The organism is Nocardia sp. NPDC051052 (assembly GCF_044456045.1).
Lineage (GTDB): Bacteria > Actinomycetota > Actinomycetes > Mycobacteriales > Mycobacteriaceae > Nocardia.
Map to the genome: position 1 here is coordinate 197,244 of NZ_JBITFL010000008.1, position 17,425 is coordinate 214,668.

General features: G+C 67.9%; 17 protein-coding genes. 4 read left to right on the forward strand and 13 right to left on the reverse strand.

From position 1 onward, the window contains the following. Positions 1–14: 14 nt before the first annotated feature. The 11 genes from ACIBCN_RS27540 to ACIBCN_RS27590 all read right to left on the reverse strand — a co-directional run bounded on the left by ACIBCN_RS27540 (position 15) and on the right by ACIBCN_RS27590 (position 11,546). On the reverse strand, positions 15–1,316 hold the full coding sequence (locus tag ACIBCN_RS27540; RefSeq protein ID WP_396994573.1) for a beta-ketoacyl-[acyl-carrier-protein] synthase family protein: 1,302 nt from the start codon (positions 1,314–1,316) through the stop codon (positions 15–17). Continuing rightward, on the reverse strand, positions 1,313–1,801 hold the full coding sequence (locus tag ACIBCN_RS27545) for a hypothetical protein (RefSeq protein WP_396994574.1): 489 nt from the start codon (positions 1,799–1,801) through the stop codon (positions 1,313–1,315). The genes ACIBCN_RS27540 and ACIBCN_RS27545 overlap by 4 nt, the downstream gene beginning before the upstream one ends. After that, positions 1,801–3,117 (reverse strand): beta-ketoacyl-[acyl-carrier-protein] synthase family protein, encoded by a 1,317-nt coding sequence (locus ACIBCN_RS27550; protein WP_396994575.1) that lies wholly within the window; start codon positions 3,115–3,117, stop codon positions 1,801–1,803. Before ACIBCN_RS27550 ends, ACIBCN_RS27545 begins: the two co-directional genes overlap by 1 nt. Next, positions 3,110–4,438 carry a beta-ketoacyl-[acyl-carrier-protein] synthase family protein gene (locus ACIBCN_RS27555; RefSeq protein WP_396994576.1) on the reverse strand — a complete coding sequence of 443 codons (1,329 nt, stop codon included), beginning with the start codon at positions 4,436–4,438 and terminating at the stop codon, positions 3,110–3,112. The genes ACIBCN_RS27550 and ACIBCN_RS27555 overlap by 8 nt, the downstream gene beginning before the upstream one ends. 3 nt (positions 4,439–4,441) lie before the next feature. Beyond that, the gene (locus ACIBCN_RS27560; protein ID WP_396994798.1) at positions 4,442–5,098 is read right to left on the reverse strand and encodes an acyl carrier protein; all 657 of its coding nucleotides are present in this window, start codon (positions 5,096–5,098) and stop codon (positions 4,442–4,444) included. Between the two features lie 64 nt (positions 5,099–5,162). Further along, the gene (locus ACIBCN_RS27565; protein WP_396994577.1) at positions 5,163–6,530 is read right to left on the reverse strand and encodes an aspartate aminotransferase family protein; all 1,368 of its coding nucleotides are present in this window, start codon (positions 6,528–6,530) and stop codon (positions 5,163–5,165) included. A 128-nt stretch (positions 6,531–6,658) separates the two neighbouring features. After that, on the reverse strand, positions 6,659–7,432 hold the full coding sequence (locus ACIBCN_RS27570) for a class I SAM-dependent methyltransferase (protein WP_396994578.1): 774 nt from the start codon (positions 7,430–7,432) through the stop codon (positions 6,659–6,661). Between the two features lie 6 nt (positions 7,433–7,438). After that, positions 7,439–8,062, reverse strand: coding sequence for an SRPBCC family protein (locus ACIBCN_RS27575; RefSeq protein ID WP_396994579.1), 624 nt, complete (start codon positions 8,060–8,062; stop codon positions 7,439–7,441). 13 nt (positions 8,063–8,075) lie between these two features. Next, positions 8,076–9,206, reverse strand: a complete 1,131-nt coding sequence (locus ACIBCN_RS27580) for an FAD-dependent oxidoreductase (RefSeq protein ID WP_396994580.1) — start codon at positions 9,204–9,206, stop codon at positions 8,076–8,078. Then, entirely contained in the window at positions 9,203–10,519 is a 1,317-nt protein-coding gene (locus ACIBCN_RS27585) for an FAD-dependent oxidoreductase (protein WP_396994581.1), read from the reverse strand. Before ACIBCN_RS27585 ends, ACIBCN_RS27580 begins: the two co-directional genes overlap by 4 nt. A gap of 13 nt (positions 10,520–10,532) precedes the next feature. Continuing rightward, positions 10,533–11,546 carry an AfsA-related hotdog domain-containing protein gene (locus ACIBCN_RS27590; RefSeq protein WP_396994582.1) on the reverse strand — a complete coding sequence of 338 codons (1,014 nt, stop codon included), beginning with the start codon at positions 11,544–11,546 and terminating at the stop codon, positions 10,533–10,535. 136 nt (positions 11,547–11,682) lie between these two features. Between ACIBCN_RS27590 and ACIBCN_RS27595 the strand changes: the two genes are divergently transcribed. Continuing rightward, positions 11,683–12,642, forward strand: coding sequence for an ACP S-malonyltransferase (locus ACIBCN_RS27595; RefSeq protein ID WP_396994583.1), 960 nt, complete (start codon positions 11,683–11,685; stop codon positions 12,640–12,642). After that, positions 12,639–13,925, forward strand: a complete 1,287-nt coding sequence (locus ACIBCN_RS27600; protein WP_396994584.1) for a wax ester/triacylglycerol synthase domain-containing protein — start codon at positions 12,639–12,641, stop codon at positions 13,923–13,925. Before ACIBCN_RS27595 ends, ACIBCN_RS27600 begins: the two co-directional genes overlap by 4 nt. A 4-nt stretch (positions 13,926–13,929) precedes the next feature. Here ACIBCN_RS27600 and ACIBCN_RS27605 read toward each other — a convergent pair whose 3' ends face one another. Next, the gene (locus ACIBCN_RS27605) at positions 13,930–15,054 is read right to left on the reverse strand and encodes an FAD-dependent oxidoreductase (protein WP_396994585.1); all 1,125 of its coding nucleotides are present in this window, start codon (positions 15,052–15,054) and stop codon (positions 13,930–13,932) included. A gap of 98 nt (positions 15,055–15,152) precedes the next feature. Here ACIBCN_RS27605 and ACIBCN_RS27610 point away from each other — a divergent pair, with 98 nt between their 5' ends. After that, positions 15,153–15,464, forward strand: a complete 312-nt coding sequence (locus tag ACIBCN_RS27610; protein WP_396994586.1) for an acyl carrier protein — start codon at positions 15,153–15,155, stop codon at positions 15,462–15,464. 9 nt (positions 15,465–15,473) lie between these two features. Here the strand turns inward: ACIBCN_RS27610 and ACIBCN_RS27615 are convergent, their stop codons facing one another. Further along, entirely contained in the window at positions 15,474–16,160 is a 687-nt protein-coding gene (locus tag ACIBCN_RS27615; protein ID WP_396994587.1) for an FCD domain-containing protein, read from the reverse strand. Positions 16,161–16,296: 136 nt separating this feature from the next. Between ACIBCN_RS27615 and ACIBCN_RS27620 the strand changes: the two genes are divergently transcribed. Then, the gene (locus ACIBCN_RS27620; RefSeq protein ID WP_396994588.1) at positions 16,297–17,412 is read left to right on the forward strand and encodes a mandelate racemase/muconate lactonizing enzyme family protein; all 1,116 of its coding nucleotides are present in this window, start codon (positions 16,297–16,299) and stop codon (positions 17,410–17,412) included. Positions 17,413–17,425: the final 13 nt, after the last annotated feature.

Sequence of the window (17,425 nt, forward strand, 5' to 3'; positions counted from 1 at the left end):
CGCCGATCCCATCCTCAGACTGGTGTCATCGAGTCGTCGGCGGCGCGGCGCACCACCAGGCTGCCGTTCTGTCCACCGAGGCCGAACGAGTTGGTCAGCGCCACCTCCACCGGTAGCTGCCGTGCCGTGCCGGGCACGTAGTCGAGATCGCATTCGGCATCGCGGTGGCGATAGTTGACGGTCGGCGGCACGGTGGCGGTGCGCACGCTCAGCACGGTGCTGATGAATTCCACGGCACCGCACGCGGCGATGAGATGGCCCGTCATCGACTTGTTCGCGGTGATCGCGAGTTGTGCTGCGGCACTGCCGAAGACGTGTTTGATCGCGGTGGTCTCGACCCGATCGTTGAGGATGGTCGCGGTGCCGTGCGCATTGACCAGCCCGACCTGGGCGGGGGAGACCCGCGCGTCGGCCATGGCCGCCCGCATCGCCAGCGCGGCGCCCGCGCCGTCCGGATGCGGCTCGGTGAACCGGTGCGCGTCGAGGGATCGGCCGAAGCCGGCCACCTCCGCGTACCACGGCGCCGACCGGCGGCGGGCGTGTGCCTCGGTCTCCAGCACCACCATGCCCGCACCCTCGCCGACCACGAAGCCCGTCCGGGTCGCGTCGAACGGTCGGCCGGTTCGGCCGGGCAGATTGTCGGTGGACGGTGCGCCGAGCGCGACGAGGCCCGCCATGCCGAGCGGGTTGATCATGGAATCCATTGCGCCGCACAGCACGACGTCGACGCCGCCGCGGCGGAGCAGCCGGAACGCGGTGCCGATGGCGTGCGCGCCCGCGGCGCACGCCGAGGTGATCACCGTGGTCGGGCCGCGGACGCCGAGGTATCCGGCCAGCAGTCCGATCACCAGATCCTGTGGGTCACGGATCAACGAAACCGGATCGATCGTGGATCCGTCGGCCAGCGGGGCGGGCAGGCGAAACCGGCCGTCGTCGTCGAGATGCCTGGCGATGTCGTCCATTCCGACGATGCCCAGCCCCGCGCCGATCACCAGGCCGACTCGGTCCGCCGAGCTCGCCCTGATCGGCTCGCCTGCCCGGGTCAGGCCACTGTCGTCCAGCGCCATGGCGCAGGCCGCGAGCGCGAAGCGGGCCTGCCGGTCGGCGTGCAGCTCCGGCGGGAAGGGGCCGTCCCAGTAGTCGGATACGTCGAATTCGGTGACCTCGGCGGCGATCCTGGTCGGCAGCGCGGACGCGTCGAACAGCGTGATCGGTGCCTCGCCCGAGGTGCCCGCGACCAGGTTGGCCCAGAATTCGCGGTGGCCGAGCCCGATCGGGGTCACCGCACCGAGCCCGGTCACGACCACGCGGTTCACCGGTGCACCGGCCCGGTCGGTACGGCCCGGATCCGCTCGAGCGGCCAGCCGGAGTAGTAGCGGAACCGGTTTTCCTCGGCCGCGACCTCTGCCGGGTCGCTGATATCCTGCAGGACGTAGTTCAGCCGGGCGATGTGTGCGATGGGCGTTGTCTCGTCGTAGGCCGCGCAGCTGAGTTGCGCCCAGCGCTTGCTCAGACCGAGCATCCTGGCCTCGACCCGCATCGCCCGTCCCGGCGCGAGCTCGCCGACGATCTCGGCTCGATCGATGAGGCACAGGAACGCCGAGACGGTGAAATCGGTGCTCAGATGGACCAGCCAGCCTGCCACCTGGGCCATCGACTCGAGCAACAGCGAACCGCTGAGCACCCTGCGGCCCGCGTAGCCCGCGGCCAAATGGTCCTCGGTGAGCGAGACGTGCTTCACCGCGATCATGGATTCGCCCTTGGTCGCCTCGAGCACCCGGTCGTAGAGCAGGAATCGCATCAGGCCCCCTTCGCCTCGAACTCGCCGAAGACGACGCACTCACTCTGTCCCTGGAACCCGGCGGCGAGGCACGCGATGGCATGGCCGGTATCGATCCGGCGCGGACCGGCGTACACCAGATCCAGGCCCGAATCAGGTTCGGGATGACGGAGATTGGCGATCGGCGGCACGTAGTGTTCGACGAGGCTGTGCACCGCGAAGACACTGTGCAGCGGCAGCGCGGCCGCCAGCAGATGGCCGGTGGCGCCCTTGGCGGACGTCACGGGGACATCGGCTGCGCGGCTGCCGAGTACGGCGCTGACCGCGGCTGCTTCGACGGCATCACCGGTCGGCAGTCCCGGCGCGTCGGCGTACACGCCACCGAGCTGGTCCGGTGTCAGCGCGGCGTCGTCGAGTGCCGCGGCGAGCGATTGTTCGATGGCCTGGCGCGGTGGATGCGGTTGCGGCCCGGGCGGAATGCCCACCGCGGCACCGTGACCGAGTACCTCGGCGAGAATGTGCGCGCCCCTGGCTCTGGCGTGCGTGAGCGTCTCCAGCACCAGCACGGCCGCGCCCTCGCCGGGCACCGTTCCGGTGCGGTCCCGATCGAACGGACGGCACGACCCGGCCGCCGGATCGGTGGTCGCCGCGACGATGCCGAGATAGAGGAACCGTTGCAGCGCTGAAAGATTCAGGCGCGGGCTGACCCCGCCCGCGAGCATGACCTCGGCGTCGCCTTCCTGCAGCATGCGCAGCGCGGCACCGATGGCCTGCCCGCCCGCCTCGCCGAACGGGCTGAACGACGCGTTCGGCCCGTGCAGGCCGTACTGCATGGCGATCTGGCAGAGCGTGGCGTTGTTGAGCATCACGATCGAGACCATGGGGGAGATGGCGCGCCACCCGGTGCGGCAGAATCGGTCGATGTCGAAGCCGTCCGAATCGCGCAGCGATCGCCGTGCGGCCAGCTCCAGATCGGCGATGTCGTAGTCGATCATGGTGACCCCGAGCGTGATTCCGGTCGCGTCGGCGTCCACGTTGCCCCGGTGGATCTTCGCCGAGGTCATGGCCTGGCCGGTCGCGGCGAAGGCCATGTGGGTATGCAGCCGCATGGCACGCGCGGCTTTGCGGTCGGTGATCCAGTCCCTCGGGTCGATACCGTGTACCCGGCCCGCCGCGAGCGGCCGATCGGCACCGTCGGGCAGCTCGAGGTTTTCGGCGAGACGGTGTAGCGGGGCGACGCCGGATTCCCCGCGCAGCAGTGCGTTCCATTGAGTCCGCGGATCGTTGCCGAGCGCGGACACCGCGCCGACACCGGTCACCACCACGCGTTCACGCATGGCCGTTACCGTCCGCCGGGCCGGGCCAGCGGCGCAGCACGATGCTCGCATTCTGGCCGCCGAAGCCGAACGAGTTGCTCATGGCGACTCGAACCTGCTGCGCGCGAGCCGTATTCGGCACATAGTCCAGATCGCAGTCCGGGTCCGGGAATTCGTAGTTGATGGTGGGTGGGATCAGGCCGGTGCGGAGCACGTACAGGCAGGTGATGCACTCGATCGCGCCCGCGGCAGCGATCGTGTGACCGATCATCGACTTCTGTGAGCTGATCGGTATCGAGGTCGCTCGGTCCCCGAAAACCTTGTGCACGGCTCGTGTTTCGGCGCGATCGTTGATCAGCGTCGAGGTGCCGTGTGCGCTGATGTAGTCGATGTCCTCGGCCAGCAGGCCGCCGTCGATGAGCGCGCCCGACATCGCGAGCACCGCGCCCTCGCCGTGTGGCGGACTGTCGGTGATGCGGTAGGCATCGCAGGACGCGCCGTACCCGGCCACCTCGGCGAGCGGTTCGCGGCCGCGCCGGAGCGCGTGCTCGAGCTCCTCGAGCACGACGAAGGCGGCGCCCTCGCCCATCACGAAGCCGCACCGCCTGCGGTCGAACGGACGACTTGCCGAGGCAGGCCGGTCGTTGAATCGGGTGGCCAACGCGGTGAGCAGGTCGAACGATGAGATCCCGAGGAAGCTGAGCAGCGAATCGCAGCCACCGGCCAGCACCACGTCGGCGTCGCCCTCCCGGATCCAGAGGGTGGCCTCGCCGATCGCCTGGGTGCCCGAGGCGCAGGTCGCCGAGACCGTCATGGTCGGCCCGGCCGCGCCGCAGGCATTGGCCAGCGCCGCCGCGCTGGCGTTCTTGCGCATGCTGTGGCGCTGCGCGGCGAGCAGGCCGACGAACTCCCGGCCGGGACCCGCTGGGCCCGTACCGAGTCGCCTGCTGTGGATCAGCCCGTCCAGTGCGCCGATGTCGTACATCTGGCCGGAGGTGCCGACACACACCCCGAACCGCGCTGCGGGCGTATCAACAAGCCCGGCAGCGTGATTCGCGGCGGTGCCTGCCGCGAGTCCGAGTTGTACCGCGCGCGGCGCCGTGCTCGACAACTCCTCGAGGCCGGCCAGGTACCCCGCCGACGTCGCCGCGGCGAGAAACCCGTCATCGACCTCGCCCGCCACCTGCGAGCCGAGTCCGGACGCGTCGAATCGCGAGGTGGTGCGCACGCCGGAGCGACCGTCGACGAGGTTACGGAAGGTCGTCTCGGCATCCCAGCCGAGCGGCGTCACCATCTCCGCCGCCGTGATGACCACCCGCCGTTGGCGGGCCTCGCCGAACACCGGTCACTCCGCGCCGGAGTTGACCGGCGCGGGCTCGCTCGCCTGGGCGGTCGCGGCCTCGGCTTCGGCCGCTTGGGCACGGCTCTGCTCGAGCAGTTGTGCCACCTCGTCGAGATCCCGGATCTCCTCGAACCAGATCTGGTTCAGCTCGTCGCCGGGTATCGCGGTGAGTTCGGTTGCGCACTTGTCACATTCGGCATGGAACTCACCGTCTTCGTTGCGCAGGAAGGTGCGGCCGCCGCCACACGCCGGGCACTGCTCCGGGATGGTGTCGAGCAGCCGCTGGCACAGGCCGCCCCAGGTATGCACCGTCCAGAGTGCGGCAACGTCCTCGACGCGCATTCCGGGCTCGACCTTGCTCAGGTCGACTCCGAGGAGGCGTTCGCGAACCAGATAGGCGCCGAGCGGGGTCAGCCTGCGTAGCGTGTCGACCGCCGCTCCGGCGCCGAACACGTCCTCGGCCTGTTCGTTCAGGTCGTCGCGTGGCACGGAGATCGGCAGGAACTGTTCGAGCCGGAACGTGATGTCCAGGAAGTCGATTGATTCCGCGCCGAGCTCCGGGATCAGCAACTTGTCCGGCGTCACGTCGTCGAGTTCGACGGCGAGCGCCAAAGCGACCGCGCTGCGTACGATGTCATCGAGTTCGTCCGAACTCAGCATTGACCCCACGGCGTTTCTCCTCGGATCGGTGTACATAATGGGCTTCTCTCTGCGGTAACGGGTTTCAGCCCTTGGCCGTGAGCCGGGAATACCTGGCGAGCACGCCGTCGAGGCGTCGATAGAGCTCGTCGACCTCATCGGTCGTGATGGTGAGCGGCGGGACGATGCCGATCGTGCCGCCGAGGCCCTCCGCACCCTGACTGCCGATGATCAGACCGCTCAGCGCGAGCCGGTCCTCGATCACCTGCCATTGCTGTTGCGGGATGGGCTCTTTGGTGTTGCGGTCCTTGACGAGCTCGATGCCCATCAGCAGTCCCGCGCCGCGGATATCGCCGACGATCGGGTACTCGCGCAGATTCGCGAATTTGTCGAAGAGGTATTTGCCGGTCTGGCGCACCTGATCGACGATGCCGTCGCGCACCATGATGTCGAGGGTGGCCAGCGCCGAGGCGCAGCAGAGCGGGTTTCCGTTGGTTGTGCTGCCCGTCGCGATGAAACCGTCCACCGAGGAAAGGAATTCGCGGTACACGTCGTCGTGCACCACGACCGCGCCGAACGGCAGGTAGCCGCTGTTGATCCCCTTGGACAGCGCCATGAAATCCGGTCGCACACCGAAATAGTCGGCGCCGAACCATTCACCGAGCCTGCCGAATCCGGTGATCACCTCGTCGTAGCCGAGCAGCAGGTCGTTGCTGTCGCAGATGTCACGCAGTCGCTCGTGATATTCGGGGGTCGGCACGATGGCGCCACCGACCCCGAGTGCCGGTTCGACGAGCACACCCGCGATGTTCGCCGCCCCGAGCCGATCGACCATCGTCTCGACGGCGTCGGCGCAGGCGAGGGTGCACGTTCCGGCGCAACCGGATTCGCAGCGATACGCATAGGGCGACGGCGCGTGGTGGAATCCCGGCACCAGCGGCTCGAACTGTTGACGGAACCGGCGGAACGCGGAACCGGTTGCGCTCAATGCGCCGTAGGTGACCCCGTGGTATGCCCGGTCCAGGGCGATCACGCCGAGCTTGGTGGTGTCCGCGCCGAAACGGAGCCGTTGATACTGGCGCATCATCTTGATGATGGTTTCGTTGGCCTCGGATCCGGTGGACGCGTAGAACACGGTGTTCATGCCGTCGGGGGTCACCGCGGCCAGTCGGCGTGCGTACTCGTCGGCCGCCGGATGAGTCGCGCGCTCGATGGGGAAGTACAGCAGCTTGCCCGCCTGCTCGCGGATGGCCTCGATGATTTCCGGATGGGCGCCGCCGAGGCTCAGATTGCATAGTCCGCCGAATGCGTTGAGATACCTATTGCCTTCGGTGTCCACCACCCAAACACCCTCGGCCGAGGCGATACTGATGCCGCGCCGGCGAAATCCGCGCATATTGGTGAATCCGTGCCAGAATGTCGAATCCGTTTCCGACGCAGTGTGATTCGGCATGACACTCCTCGCGTCGCCAACTCGATGACGGCCCGGAGTGGAAGATGTTCCGGGAGAACCGGACCCGTCTGAGACGACGATAGCCTTGGGTACGAGCCTGTTTCCTCGGCCGAATGGTCACACCTGGCTCAACACTTGATGGAGGGCGGCGCGGCGCTCCGCTGAGCATCGAGAGACCCGATCGGGGCGGACAACGTCGCGAGGTCCCATCCGGTGCGGCGGCAGATGAGACCCGCCTCGGTAGCCTCGGCCGCGATCGTCCGCATATCCAAGGCCCACCACTCCTGCGCGCTGACCGATTCCCGCACCGTCCGCCTGTCCTCCAGCACCCGGCACACCGTGGTCAATTCGATCCGCCCCGGGATGGCGGCGGGCCGCGAGCCGAGCCAGAGTTCGTGCTGTCGCACACCGAATCTCGCCGCGCCCACCCGAATCGGCCGGACCGTTCGGTGCGCGGGAAACGGGGCGGCGTCCACGACCGCATGGCAGTCGGGGGCCAGCCGGTCGGCGAGCAGTCGCCACAACCGATGCCGATCGTCCGGCGCGAGATATCCGAGCACGCCGCACGCGACGACTCCGCCGAGCCGGGCGGGCAGGGTGGTGTCCTGGAGCACGGTCGCCTCGATGGTTACCCGCCGCGCCAGCGCCGGATCGGCATGTACCCGGCTGGCCAATGCGGCGCGCATAGCCGGCGAGGGTTCGATCGCGATGATCGGGACTTCGGGGACGGCGTTGCCGATGATCTCGATGACCAGTCCGGTGCCGGCGCCGATATCCACAATCGGTGAATTCGTCTGTGCGGCAGCGGTCATCGCCGTGGTCAACGCGGTCGCTCGCGGCTTCCAGTAGGGACGACCGGCGATATCGTAGAACTCCGCCGCCTCGCCGTAGCTGTCGGCCATCGGGGGTCACCGCCCGGCGACGGTCGTCGGGCGCGCTCGCCTGCGATGTTCCAGGATCTGTTGCATATTGCGAAGTTCCAGCACGTCGCAGGCGTGAAAGACTGGCCAGAACGACCCGGGCCAGACCCGGCCGCGGCGGGGGGACAGGTGCGGGTACGGATTCTTGGCGTAGTACGGATGACGCCAGATCGTCCAGGACACCAGCGATCCGCTGCGCTGCTGCACCCTGCGGGCGGACAGGACCCTGCCGCAGAACACCATCCACAGGTCGTCGCCCTGATCGAACGCGGACTCGTAATCGACGGTGCCGACCTCGCGATTGCCGCTGATGCGCAGGTGGATCTTGGTCGCCGGCTCGGTCGCGTCCTCGCCGACGTACCGCCCGTTGCCGTCGGGCCGGAAATTCCGCATGCTATAGGTGAATTCCTCGACGCTGCGGATATCGAGCAGATAGTCGTAGAGGACTTCGGGCGGACAGTCGACGTGCTGATGCACCGTGTACACCTCGTTGTCGGTGGCGCCGCCGCGCAGCTGTTTGGTGAGCGCCAGCAGCTGGTTGGTGGCATCGGTGCGCGAGACCGTTTCGCACCGGAACAGTCCGGGGATATCGGCCAGCTGCGTGGTTGCCATGGGTCTCCCTCGGTCAGGTCGGAATGTTGTTCCAGCGGTGCAGTTCTCGGCAGATCACCGGCATCGGGAAGTAGCGCAGTCCCAGGTCGCGAAAGTGCCGTGCGATCGGCGATTCGAGCATCATGACGTCGCCGAACACCCTGGCGCGGTGCTGCTCCGCGTCGACCCGGGGCATGCGGCGGCGCGCGAACCTGGTGAGGGCGATGTCGATGTGCGCGGCATCGACACGGACCAGTTCGTCGTCGAGCACGGCCGCCGACTCCATCGCGAGCGACGCGCCGACGCCCGTGCTCGGCACCAAGCCCGCGGCGGCGTCTCCGAGCAGCACGATCCGGCCCCGAATCCATTGGGGGACGGTGATGTCCATCAGATCCACACATTCGACCCGGTCCGCGTCCCGCAGGGTGCGCAGGATCCCGCACTCGTCGGTGCGGCGCGGGTCGCTCGGCGGCCACTGACCGTCGGCTGTCGCGGCGCCCGTGCTGTCGAACGAACCCGCGATCGCCACGAAGCAGGCGACCCGATCCGGTGTCGGATACGCGGACATGATCCGGCGCAGCCCCCAGGTTTCATGCAGTTCGCCCGGTGGGGTGACACCGCGTCGCGCCCACCACCACCAGATGCGCCAGCCGAACCGATGTTCGGCGGTGTCCAGCTCCGCTTGGCTGCGCGTTCGTGAGCGGATGCCATCCGCACCGACGACCAGGTCGAAATCGCGCTCCCTGCCGTCGTCGAACCGGACCCGCACGGTTGACCCGATCTGCCGCATCCGGTCCACCTCGGTCTCCAGATCGACCGGTGTTCCGCCGTTCGCCGACACGAGAATGGCGAGCAGCTCGGCGCGGGGAGCCGCGCGCGGTAGCCCGTGCCACGCGTCGAGGCGGTCGAGGTCGAAGGTGCGCAGCACCCCGCCGTCGCGATCGTGCAGGACATAGCGTTGTAACGGCGCGCTGGCGTCGATGAAGGAACTCCACAGGCCGAGGCTGTGCAAGACCCGGCTGCCCGTCGGCCACAGCGTGATCGCGGTTCCGGCATGGCCGTAGCCGCGGATCGTGTCGATCACGGTGGGGCGCAGTCCGCGTTGTCGTAGTCGCGCCGCGAGCGTGAGTCCGGCGATCCCGCCGCCGACGATCAGGATCCTCACCCGGTGACTCCCTGCGGCACCGTTGCCGAAAGCAGTGTCGCGGCCGCGCGCTCGCCGGAGCGACAGCACGCCTCGATCGAGGTGCCAAGGAGATAGTCACCCGCCAGGGCGATATCGGCGAACGGGGCGGCGGCCAGGGTGAGTGCGTCCAGAAAGTCACCGTAGTGCGGCAGATAGCCACAGTAGGCCTGCGGCCAATGGCGGACGGCGACCGCGGTTCTCGGCTGTCGCACCACGCCGAGGTGGGCGCGCAACTGCTGTTCGGTGTCGGTGACCAGGTCGAGGACGTCCGCCTCGGCGGGCTCGGTCAAGCGGCCGTGTTTACCCGAAAAAGTGTATCGGACAATATTTCTCGTCTCCTTGCCGTAGCTACCGGCGTTGCTGCACGGCTGGTCGTCCAGAGCGATGGCGCGGACATCGGCGGCGAAGACGTCGTGGACGTACCGCACGACCGCGACTGTGGCCGGGAAGTATCGCACCGAGCGCAGCAGCCCGGCCAGCGACTCCGACAGCGGTGCGAGTAACGGCGCCGCCGCGTAGGCGGGAGTGCAGACGGCGACGGCGTCGTACCGCGTCTGGGTGGACCGGCCGCCCGCGTCGACGAGGTCGAGGGCGACGCCGCCGCGGACCTGGCTGATGCCGGTAACCGCAGTGCGGTAACGGATCTCGACGAGCTCGGTGATCCGGCCGAGCAGTGCCGAGAGCCCGACGGTCGGCTGGTCGAACTTGTCGAGAAGCATCCCCATGTTGGTGGGGAAGTTGCCGTAATACGCCTCGTCCGGCTCGGCGCCGTTCATTCTGACCGTGATCGGGCGGAGGAAGTTGGCGGTGGTGCGCCTGCCGAAATGGTCGGACAGTGGACGATCGTCGTGGCGGCCGAGCTTTCTGGCGAGATCGGAGCCGAGGAACCGGGCCGTGTCCGCGCCCTTCACCTTCCTGGCGATGCTGTCGAGTGTGGTCAGGTCCCGCCAATCACACATCCGCAGAATGCCGTTCATCGTCTCGGCGCGGTTGTCGCTGTCGAGGCTGACGAGCCGGCCCGCGACGATCCGGGACGTATTGATGCCGAAGGGTTCGTATCCGGTGCCGCCGAGCAGGTCGAGCATGGCTCGGAAGCGGGAGTAAGCCCGTCCGATGTTCTTGCCGCCCAGCATCACCTCGCGGTCGCCGAGTTCGGCGAAGCCGAGGCGGCCACCGATCCGATCCTCGAGTTCCAGTATTTCCACCGCGCAGCCCGCGCGGTGCAGGGCCAGCGCGGCGGCGATACCGGCGACCCCGGCCCCCACCACCGCGACTCGTTCCGGTGTCGTCACGTGGTTTCTCCCGTCAGCCCGAACCGGATTCGTCGAGTACGTCGAGGGCGATGGCGCCGAGCGACTCGCCCGCCTGCTCGAAGGCGACGCGCACCCGATGTCGTCTGCTCGGACCCGGCTCGCCGGAAGCGGCGATCTCGGCGTGGCAGTCGGTGCGCAGATCCGGTTCACAGAAGTTGCCGAAATCGACGTCACAGCCGACGATGAGAGCCCGGCGCGGGTTGGTGCCGCGGTGTTCCGCCAGCGTTGCCAAGCAGGCCTGCCTGGCCGCCTCCAGCATCAACATGCCGGGGACGTGATCCATCGGATGGTCGAAGAACACCGGATGCGTCGGATCGAAGGTGAGCAGGAAGGCCATGCGGTCGTCCCCGGTCGCAATACCGTTGGCGAGCAGGATATTCCGCGGATGGTGCCGGCCGACCTGGTTCGCGCCGAGCAAGGCGGTGGGGTCGACCGGGCGCGCGGGCTCCGGATCGAGTTTCAGGGTCTTCTTCCGTGCCCGTTCGCGAATGTATTCGTAGTAGTGCTGCGGCAACGGCAGCCATCGTCCACCGGCCCGGCCGCACTCGTGGCCGTCGACGATGATGGTCACCGGGTGCTGCGCCAGTCGCTCGGACGTGCGCGCATTGACGATGGTCAGCACGCGTGCCGGGTCCGGCCCGGTGCGCAGCCATTCGGGCGCGAAGACATCGATTCGCATATCGCGGAAGACCAGGAACTGGTTGTCCGGCACATTGACGAACTGATGTGCCACATACTCGGTCACCTGCCTGGTGACCTCCATGATGGCGATGGTGTCCAGGTAGTCCGGATTGCCGCCGTCGTTGAACAGCATGTGGCTGCGGGGGAGCATGGCCGCCACGGCCCATTCGCGTTTGCCGATGACCGCCGAGTCGGTGAGGAACACCTCGTTGACCGCGGCGCGATGCACCAGGGAACGTGGCACCGTCTGCTCGAAGCTCAACTCGGCTAATGCTTTTCGGTCGCCATCCGGCGAAGGGCGGGTGGTCACTGCGGTTTCGTCCACGGTTGCCTCTCCGGGCCTCGTGTTTCGAGCTATCGCGAGCGTATCGGCGTGACCAGCGCGGATCATCGTGCGTTCGGTGAAATGATCTCAACGTCTGAACGAATACCGGTGCCGCAGCGGGCGATACGCTCGTGCTGTGCTCGAGAGCGACGACAGGGTAGAGCTGCCGGCCCGGTCGGGCGAGCCGAGCGGATGTGCGTTGATCTTCCCGGGTCAAGGCGCGCAGCGACCCGCCATGGGCGAACGATGGCGAGACACACCGCAGTGGCGGATCGTCTGCGAAGTATCCGAATGGACCGGGTACGACATCGCCGAGCTGGTATTGCGCACCGGCGAACAGCGTTTGCGGAGCACCGATTCGGCGCAGTTGTCGATTTTCACGATGTCCCTGATGGCGCTGGACTACCTGACCGAGCATCGGCTGGTCGGTGGGGTACTCGCGTGCGCGGGGCACAGCCTGGGGGAGTACACGGCGCTGGTGGCGGCGGGTGCGCTGACGCCGCGGGCCGGTGCGCGGCTGGTCGCGGCGCGCGGTGCGGCGATGCGGACGGCCACTCGGCAGCGGCCGGGGACGATGGCCGCGATCCTCGGCGCAGGCAGCGACCTCGTCGAACAGCTCACCGCCGTGGCGCGTTCCGGCGGCGCGCAGGTCTGGGTGGCCAACGTGAACGGGCCGCGGCAGGTCGTGGTGTCCGGCACGGTCGACGGGGTCGACGCGGTGGCCGAACAGGCGCGCGAGTCCCGGCTGAAGGTCGTGCGGATCCCCGTCGACGGCGCATTTCACACCCCGCTCATGGCGTCCGCGGCGCCGCTGCTGCGCCGGGCCCTGCACGCGGTCGAATTCCAGTCGACCGACATCGAGGTGGTCGCGAATGTGGACGCGGGGCTGTTCACCGCCGCGCGGTGGCGAGAGCTGGCCGAGCGGCAGCTGACCGCGCCGGTGCGGTGGACCGACGTCATCCGCGGACTGACTCGACTCGGTTGTGCGCGGCTGGTCGAGGTCGGGCCGAGCAGGGTGCTCGCGAAGTCCATCGGCCGGGGCGAGTCCGCGCCGACGGTGCGATATTTCGGCTATCCAGGGGAGCTCGGACCATGAGGCAACGATGGAACCGGACGGCCGGGCGGCGCCGGAATCGGTTGAGCGAGTTGGATTGCATCCATCTGCGCCTCGACAGTATCGGGCACCCGATGCACTGGATATTCGGCCTGCAGCTCGAACCGGGTGATCCGATCACCATCGAGCAGTTGCGTGCCCGGGTGGCCGATCGTGCCCGCGAGCACGAGATGTATCAGTGGCGCCTGCCGGAGCGTCTGCGTCGGCGCCCGAGATTCCTTGGTGCGGAGGTAGATCCGCGGCAACGGGTGCACGAGTCCAGGGTGGCGGACCGGAGCGGGTTGTTGCGCGCGATCGAGCGGCTCATGGCGACGCCGATGACGCGCACCTCGCCACTGTGGGACATCACCCTCGTCGATGAGGCGGACCGCGGCGGACAGACGGTGTTGCTTCGCGTGCACCACTGTCTGAGCGACGGCCTGGCCGCGCCGGGCTTCGCCGCGCTGATCGTGGACACCGTCGGCGCGACGGACTACGACAGGTTCGTTACCGCGCAACGGTTTCCGTTCACCAGGTCGCTCACCTGGCGGACCTGTACCGAGGTCCCCCGGCAGTACCGCGCCGCGCGCTCGGTGCGCCGGTGTGGGCGGGTACTGCCTTTTCCACCGCAAGACTGTGTCCGTCAGGTCGCCACGTTCTCGATTCCGGTGCGGCGGTTACGACAGCACGCGGCGAGCGCCGCTGGGTCGAGCACCGAGTACCTCTTGGCGACCGCCGCCGAAGCGTATCGGCGAGTGGCGCCCGAGGTTTCGGGGAACGGCCTGCGGATCATGGTGCCGGTCACGTTAGACCAGGAACTGCGGCACACCGGTAATGCCACCGGGTCGGCGTTTCTCGATGTCGATATGTCGGGTGCGCGGATGGCCGATCGCGTCAAGGCGGTGCGGGAACGACTGGCCGTCATCGATCCGGTGGATCAGGCCCGCGCGCTGGCTTCAGCGGGTGTTGATCTGCAGTATCTGCCGTGGCGGGCGCAGACCCGCCTGATGGCGCGGATGGTGCGCGACACCTGTCAGCTCAGCGTGAGCGTCACGCCGGGATTCACGCTGCGGCACAGCGTATTCGGACGCGCGGTGACCGCAACGCTGCCGCTGTCGCCGCTGATGGCCGACGAGCTCATGGTCACCACGCTGATCATGCGCGACCAGCTGACCGTTGGTGTGGTTGCCGATCCGCGGGTATTGCCGTGTGCCCTCGCGGACTTCGCCGACTGCCTGCGCGACCTGCTGCTGGATGGGGCCGAACTGTCGGTGGCTTCGAGCTAGCGACTCACGGATTCCAGCGGGTGATCTCGGAGATCACCATGTTCTCCGGCAGCGCACGCATCATGGCGTTGCGCACAGCGGTGCCGAACCTGGTCCGGCGCAGCATCACCGGAATCAGCCACCGCGATCGGTTCTGTACCGCGTCGACTCGGGTTCGGCGTCGGTGCACATACCGCTGCAACGCATCCGGTACCTGGGCCGCGTCTACCTTCGACAGTTCCTCGGCGAGCACAAGCGCGGACTCCATCGCCATCGACGCGCCGACACCCGCGGTCGGCAGAAAGGCCGCGCCCGCGTCGCCGAGCAGCACCACCCGGCCGAACCGCCAGCTCGACATTCGGAGATCGTCGAGGTCGAAACTGCCGACCCGGTCGATGTCGTCGAGCGCGTCGATCATCCAATCCATCGGTCCCGCAACGCCATCCAGGCGGTCGCGGAGCTGCCGCGGGGTGGTCGGTGCGCCCGAGGCGGGTAGCGCGGCCGCACAGCCGACCGATCCGGTCGTCGGGTTGTAGCCGAAATACCGTGCCGTACCCCAGAACTCGTGCGACTCGTCGGGTGCGACATCGACGCCCCGCGTCCACCAGGTCCATAGCCGCAGCCCCGTGCGGTGCATCGGCACGTCCCCCGCGACCAGCCCGCGTACACCCGAGTCGATGCCGTCGGCACCGACCACCACATCGTATTCGGCGCTCTGCCCGTCATCGAAATGGACAACGACGACGCGTCCGTCCTGTTCGATACCCGCCACCGTCCGAGCCATCCGCACGTCGGTGCCGCCGGCATAGGAGCCGAGCAACTCGATCAGCTCGGACCGTCTGAGCGCGCGCGGGACACCGTCGCCGAGCCGACCGCGAAAGTCGAAGTCCCGCAGTCGGCCACCGCCGTCGACGTGTGTCGAGTAGGCGTTGATCGGTACGGTGAGCGCGTCGAAACGCCGACCCAAACCGAGGTGTTCCACCACTAGGCGGCCCATCGGCCACAGCGTGATGACATACCCGACGTCGCCGTACCGCGCCACCCGCTCCACGACCGTGGGTTCGATACCGTTGCACCGCAATGCCGCGGCGAGCGTCAGGCCCGCGATGCCGCCGCCGACGACCAGAACCCGCGGCGTGGTAGTCATCATGGCGGCGAGTCTATTTTCCGCGAGGCGATCCGCTCATCGGCCGAAAGTTGATCTGTGCTCGCGACCACGCCGTTCGTTGAGCGCGGTCCGATCGTTCGATGCAAGACCCGCGCGGTGCCAGCCGATACGCTCGGACCGTGCCCGATCACACGCTGCCCATCGTGCTCGATATCTTCGAAACCGACCTGGGCATGGACATCCGGCAGCCCGAGCCCGAGACGATCCTGATCGGCGATCTGGGATTCGACTCGGTGGCGGTCGCGATCGGCATCGTCGCCATCGAGGAACGCGTCGGTGTCCGGTTGACCGTGCACCAGCTGCTGTCCTGTTGGACGGTCGGCGACATCGTTCGCGTCATCGACGCGGCGCTGCCGTCGCCGACCGCGGCGCCCGACGCTCGCGGCGGCTAGTCGACCGGCTCAGTCCCGCAGCGCGGCGAGCATGCGCTCCTTGCCGGAAAGGATGTGCGCCTCCATCAATCGTCCGGCGGTCGCGGTGTCGCCCGCGGCGATAGTGTCGAGGATTTCGCTGTGCTGGCAATTGGAAATGGTGCGGGCGGTGTCGGATTCGAGGCCGTGGCGGCGGAAGAGGTGCAGTTCCTTGGAGACGTCGTCGTAGAGGTCGGCCAGGCGCGGGTTGTCGGCGAGGGCGACGAGGGTGCGGTGTAGGTCGACGTTGCGGGGGTAGTAGTCGTCGACCGTGGGGACGGCGGCTTGGAGTTGGTCGACCTTGGCGCGTAGCTCGATGAGCTGGTCCTGGGTGATGCGTTCGGCGGCGAGGCGGCCGGCCAGGCCGAATAGGCTGGCGCGGATGTCGTAGAGCTGGGCGGCCTCGGCTACCGAGACCTCGCGCACGAACATGCCTCTGTTGGTGCGGAATTCGACGAGTTTGCCGCGTTCGAGCTGGCGCAGGGCCTCGCGCACCGGCCCTCGGCTGACGCCGAGCCGCGCGGCGAGGGAGGACTCGTTGATGCGGTCGCCGCCGGTGAGGGCCCCCGCGATGATCAGCTGCTCGAGTTCCTCGGCGATCACCTGCAGCAGCGAACTGGACTGATGTTCGGCCACCCGGCGTTGCAGCGCGGTCATCGCCTGTGCCTGTTCGGTCATCCCCGTCTCCCTTGCCCACACCCAGTCAACAGTTTCGCAGTGTTGCATAGGCGATCGTCAATTGCAAATCGTTGACAGTTGACGATTCGCGCGCGCAGACTCGTTCCACCGTCCCGAGCGAACGAAGGAGGACGGAATGAAAATCAAAGACATCCGAGCTAGCGTGCACACCACCTCGATCGATGTGCCACTACTGAGCGAACGGGTCAGCGGCTACGGCCGCGAGGAACAACGCGAGTTCGTGTTCTGCGAGGTCGAGACCGACGAGGGGCTGACCGGTGTCGCCCTCACCGGTCACTTCCTGGCCAGAGCCGTGGTGGTCGCGCTGGAGCAACACTTTCTGCCCGTCGTGGTCGATATGGATCCGCGTGAGCTGGAGGCGATTCACCAGCGGGTGTGGCGAAAACTGAACCCGCGCACCATGACCGGCGTGGTGTCCAGTGCACTGTCGCTGCTGGACATCGCGCTATGGGACATCAACGGCAAGGCGGCGGGGCGGTCGGTCGCCAGCATGCTCGGCGGCGCGCGCACCGAGGTGCCGGTGTATGTGACATTCGGCTTCCCGCAGTACGACCGCGAAACCCTCTGCGCCGCAGCGCAACTACAACTGGATCAGGGCGTCACCGCGCTGAAGCTGGTGGTGGCGGTGGACAAGGGCGGCTGGCGTGAGGACGCGGCGCGCATTCACGCGGTCCGCGACGCGGTCGGCCCCGACATCGACCTGATGATCGACGCCAACTACCTGTTCACCCCCACTGAGGCCGCCTGCCTGTGCCGCGCCGTCGAGGACGCGAACCTGACCTGGTTCGAGGAGCCGCTGCACCAGAACGACGCCCGCGCGATGGCGGATCTGCGCAGGAACACCCGAATTCCGCTGGCCGCCGGGCAGATGGAGGGGCATCGATGGCGGCTGCGCGAGCTGGTCGAGAAGCAAGCCGTGGACATCCTGCAACCCAATGTCTGCTACTGCGGCGGTTTCACCGAGGCACGCAAGGCCGCGCACCTCGCGCAGATCTACAATCTGCCGCTCGCGCACGGCGGCGGCTGGCCGCTGTTCAACCTGCACACCCTGGCCGGGCTGATGAACGGCTGGATCCTCGAATGGCATCTGGGCATGGTGCAGGTCGGCGAGCTGCTGTTCCCGGACGCGCCGAAACCGGTCAACGGCCGGATCGCCGTGCCGGACCGTCCTGGTCTAGGGCTGACGGTCGATCGCGCTGCGTTGCGCGACACTCTTGTTGTTGACCAGTGACGTGCGGCGATTC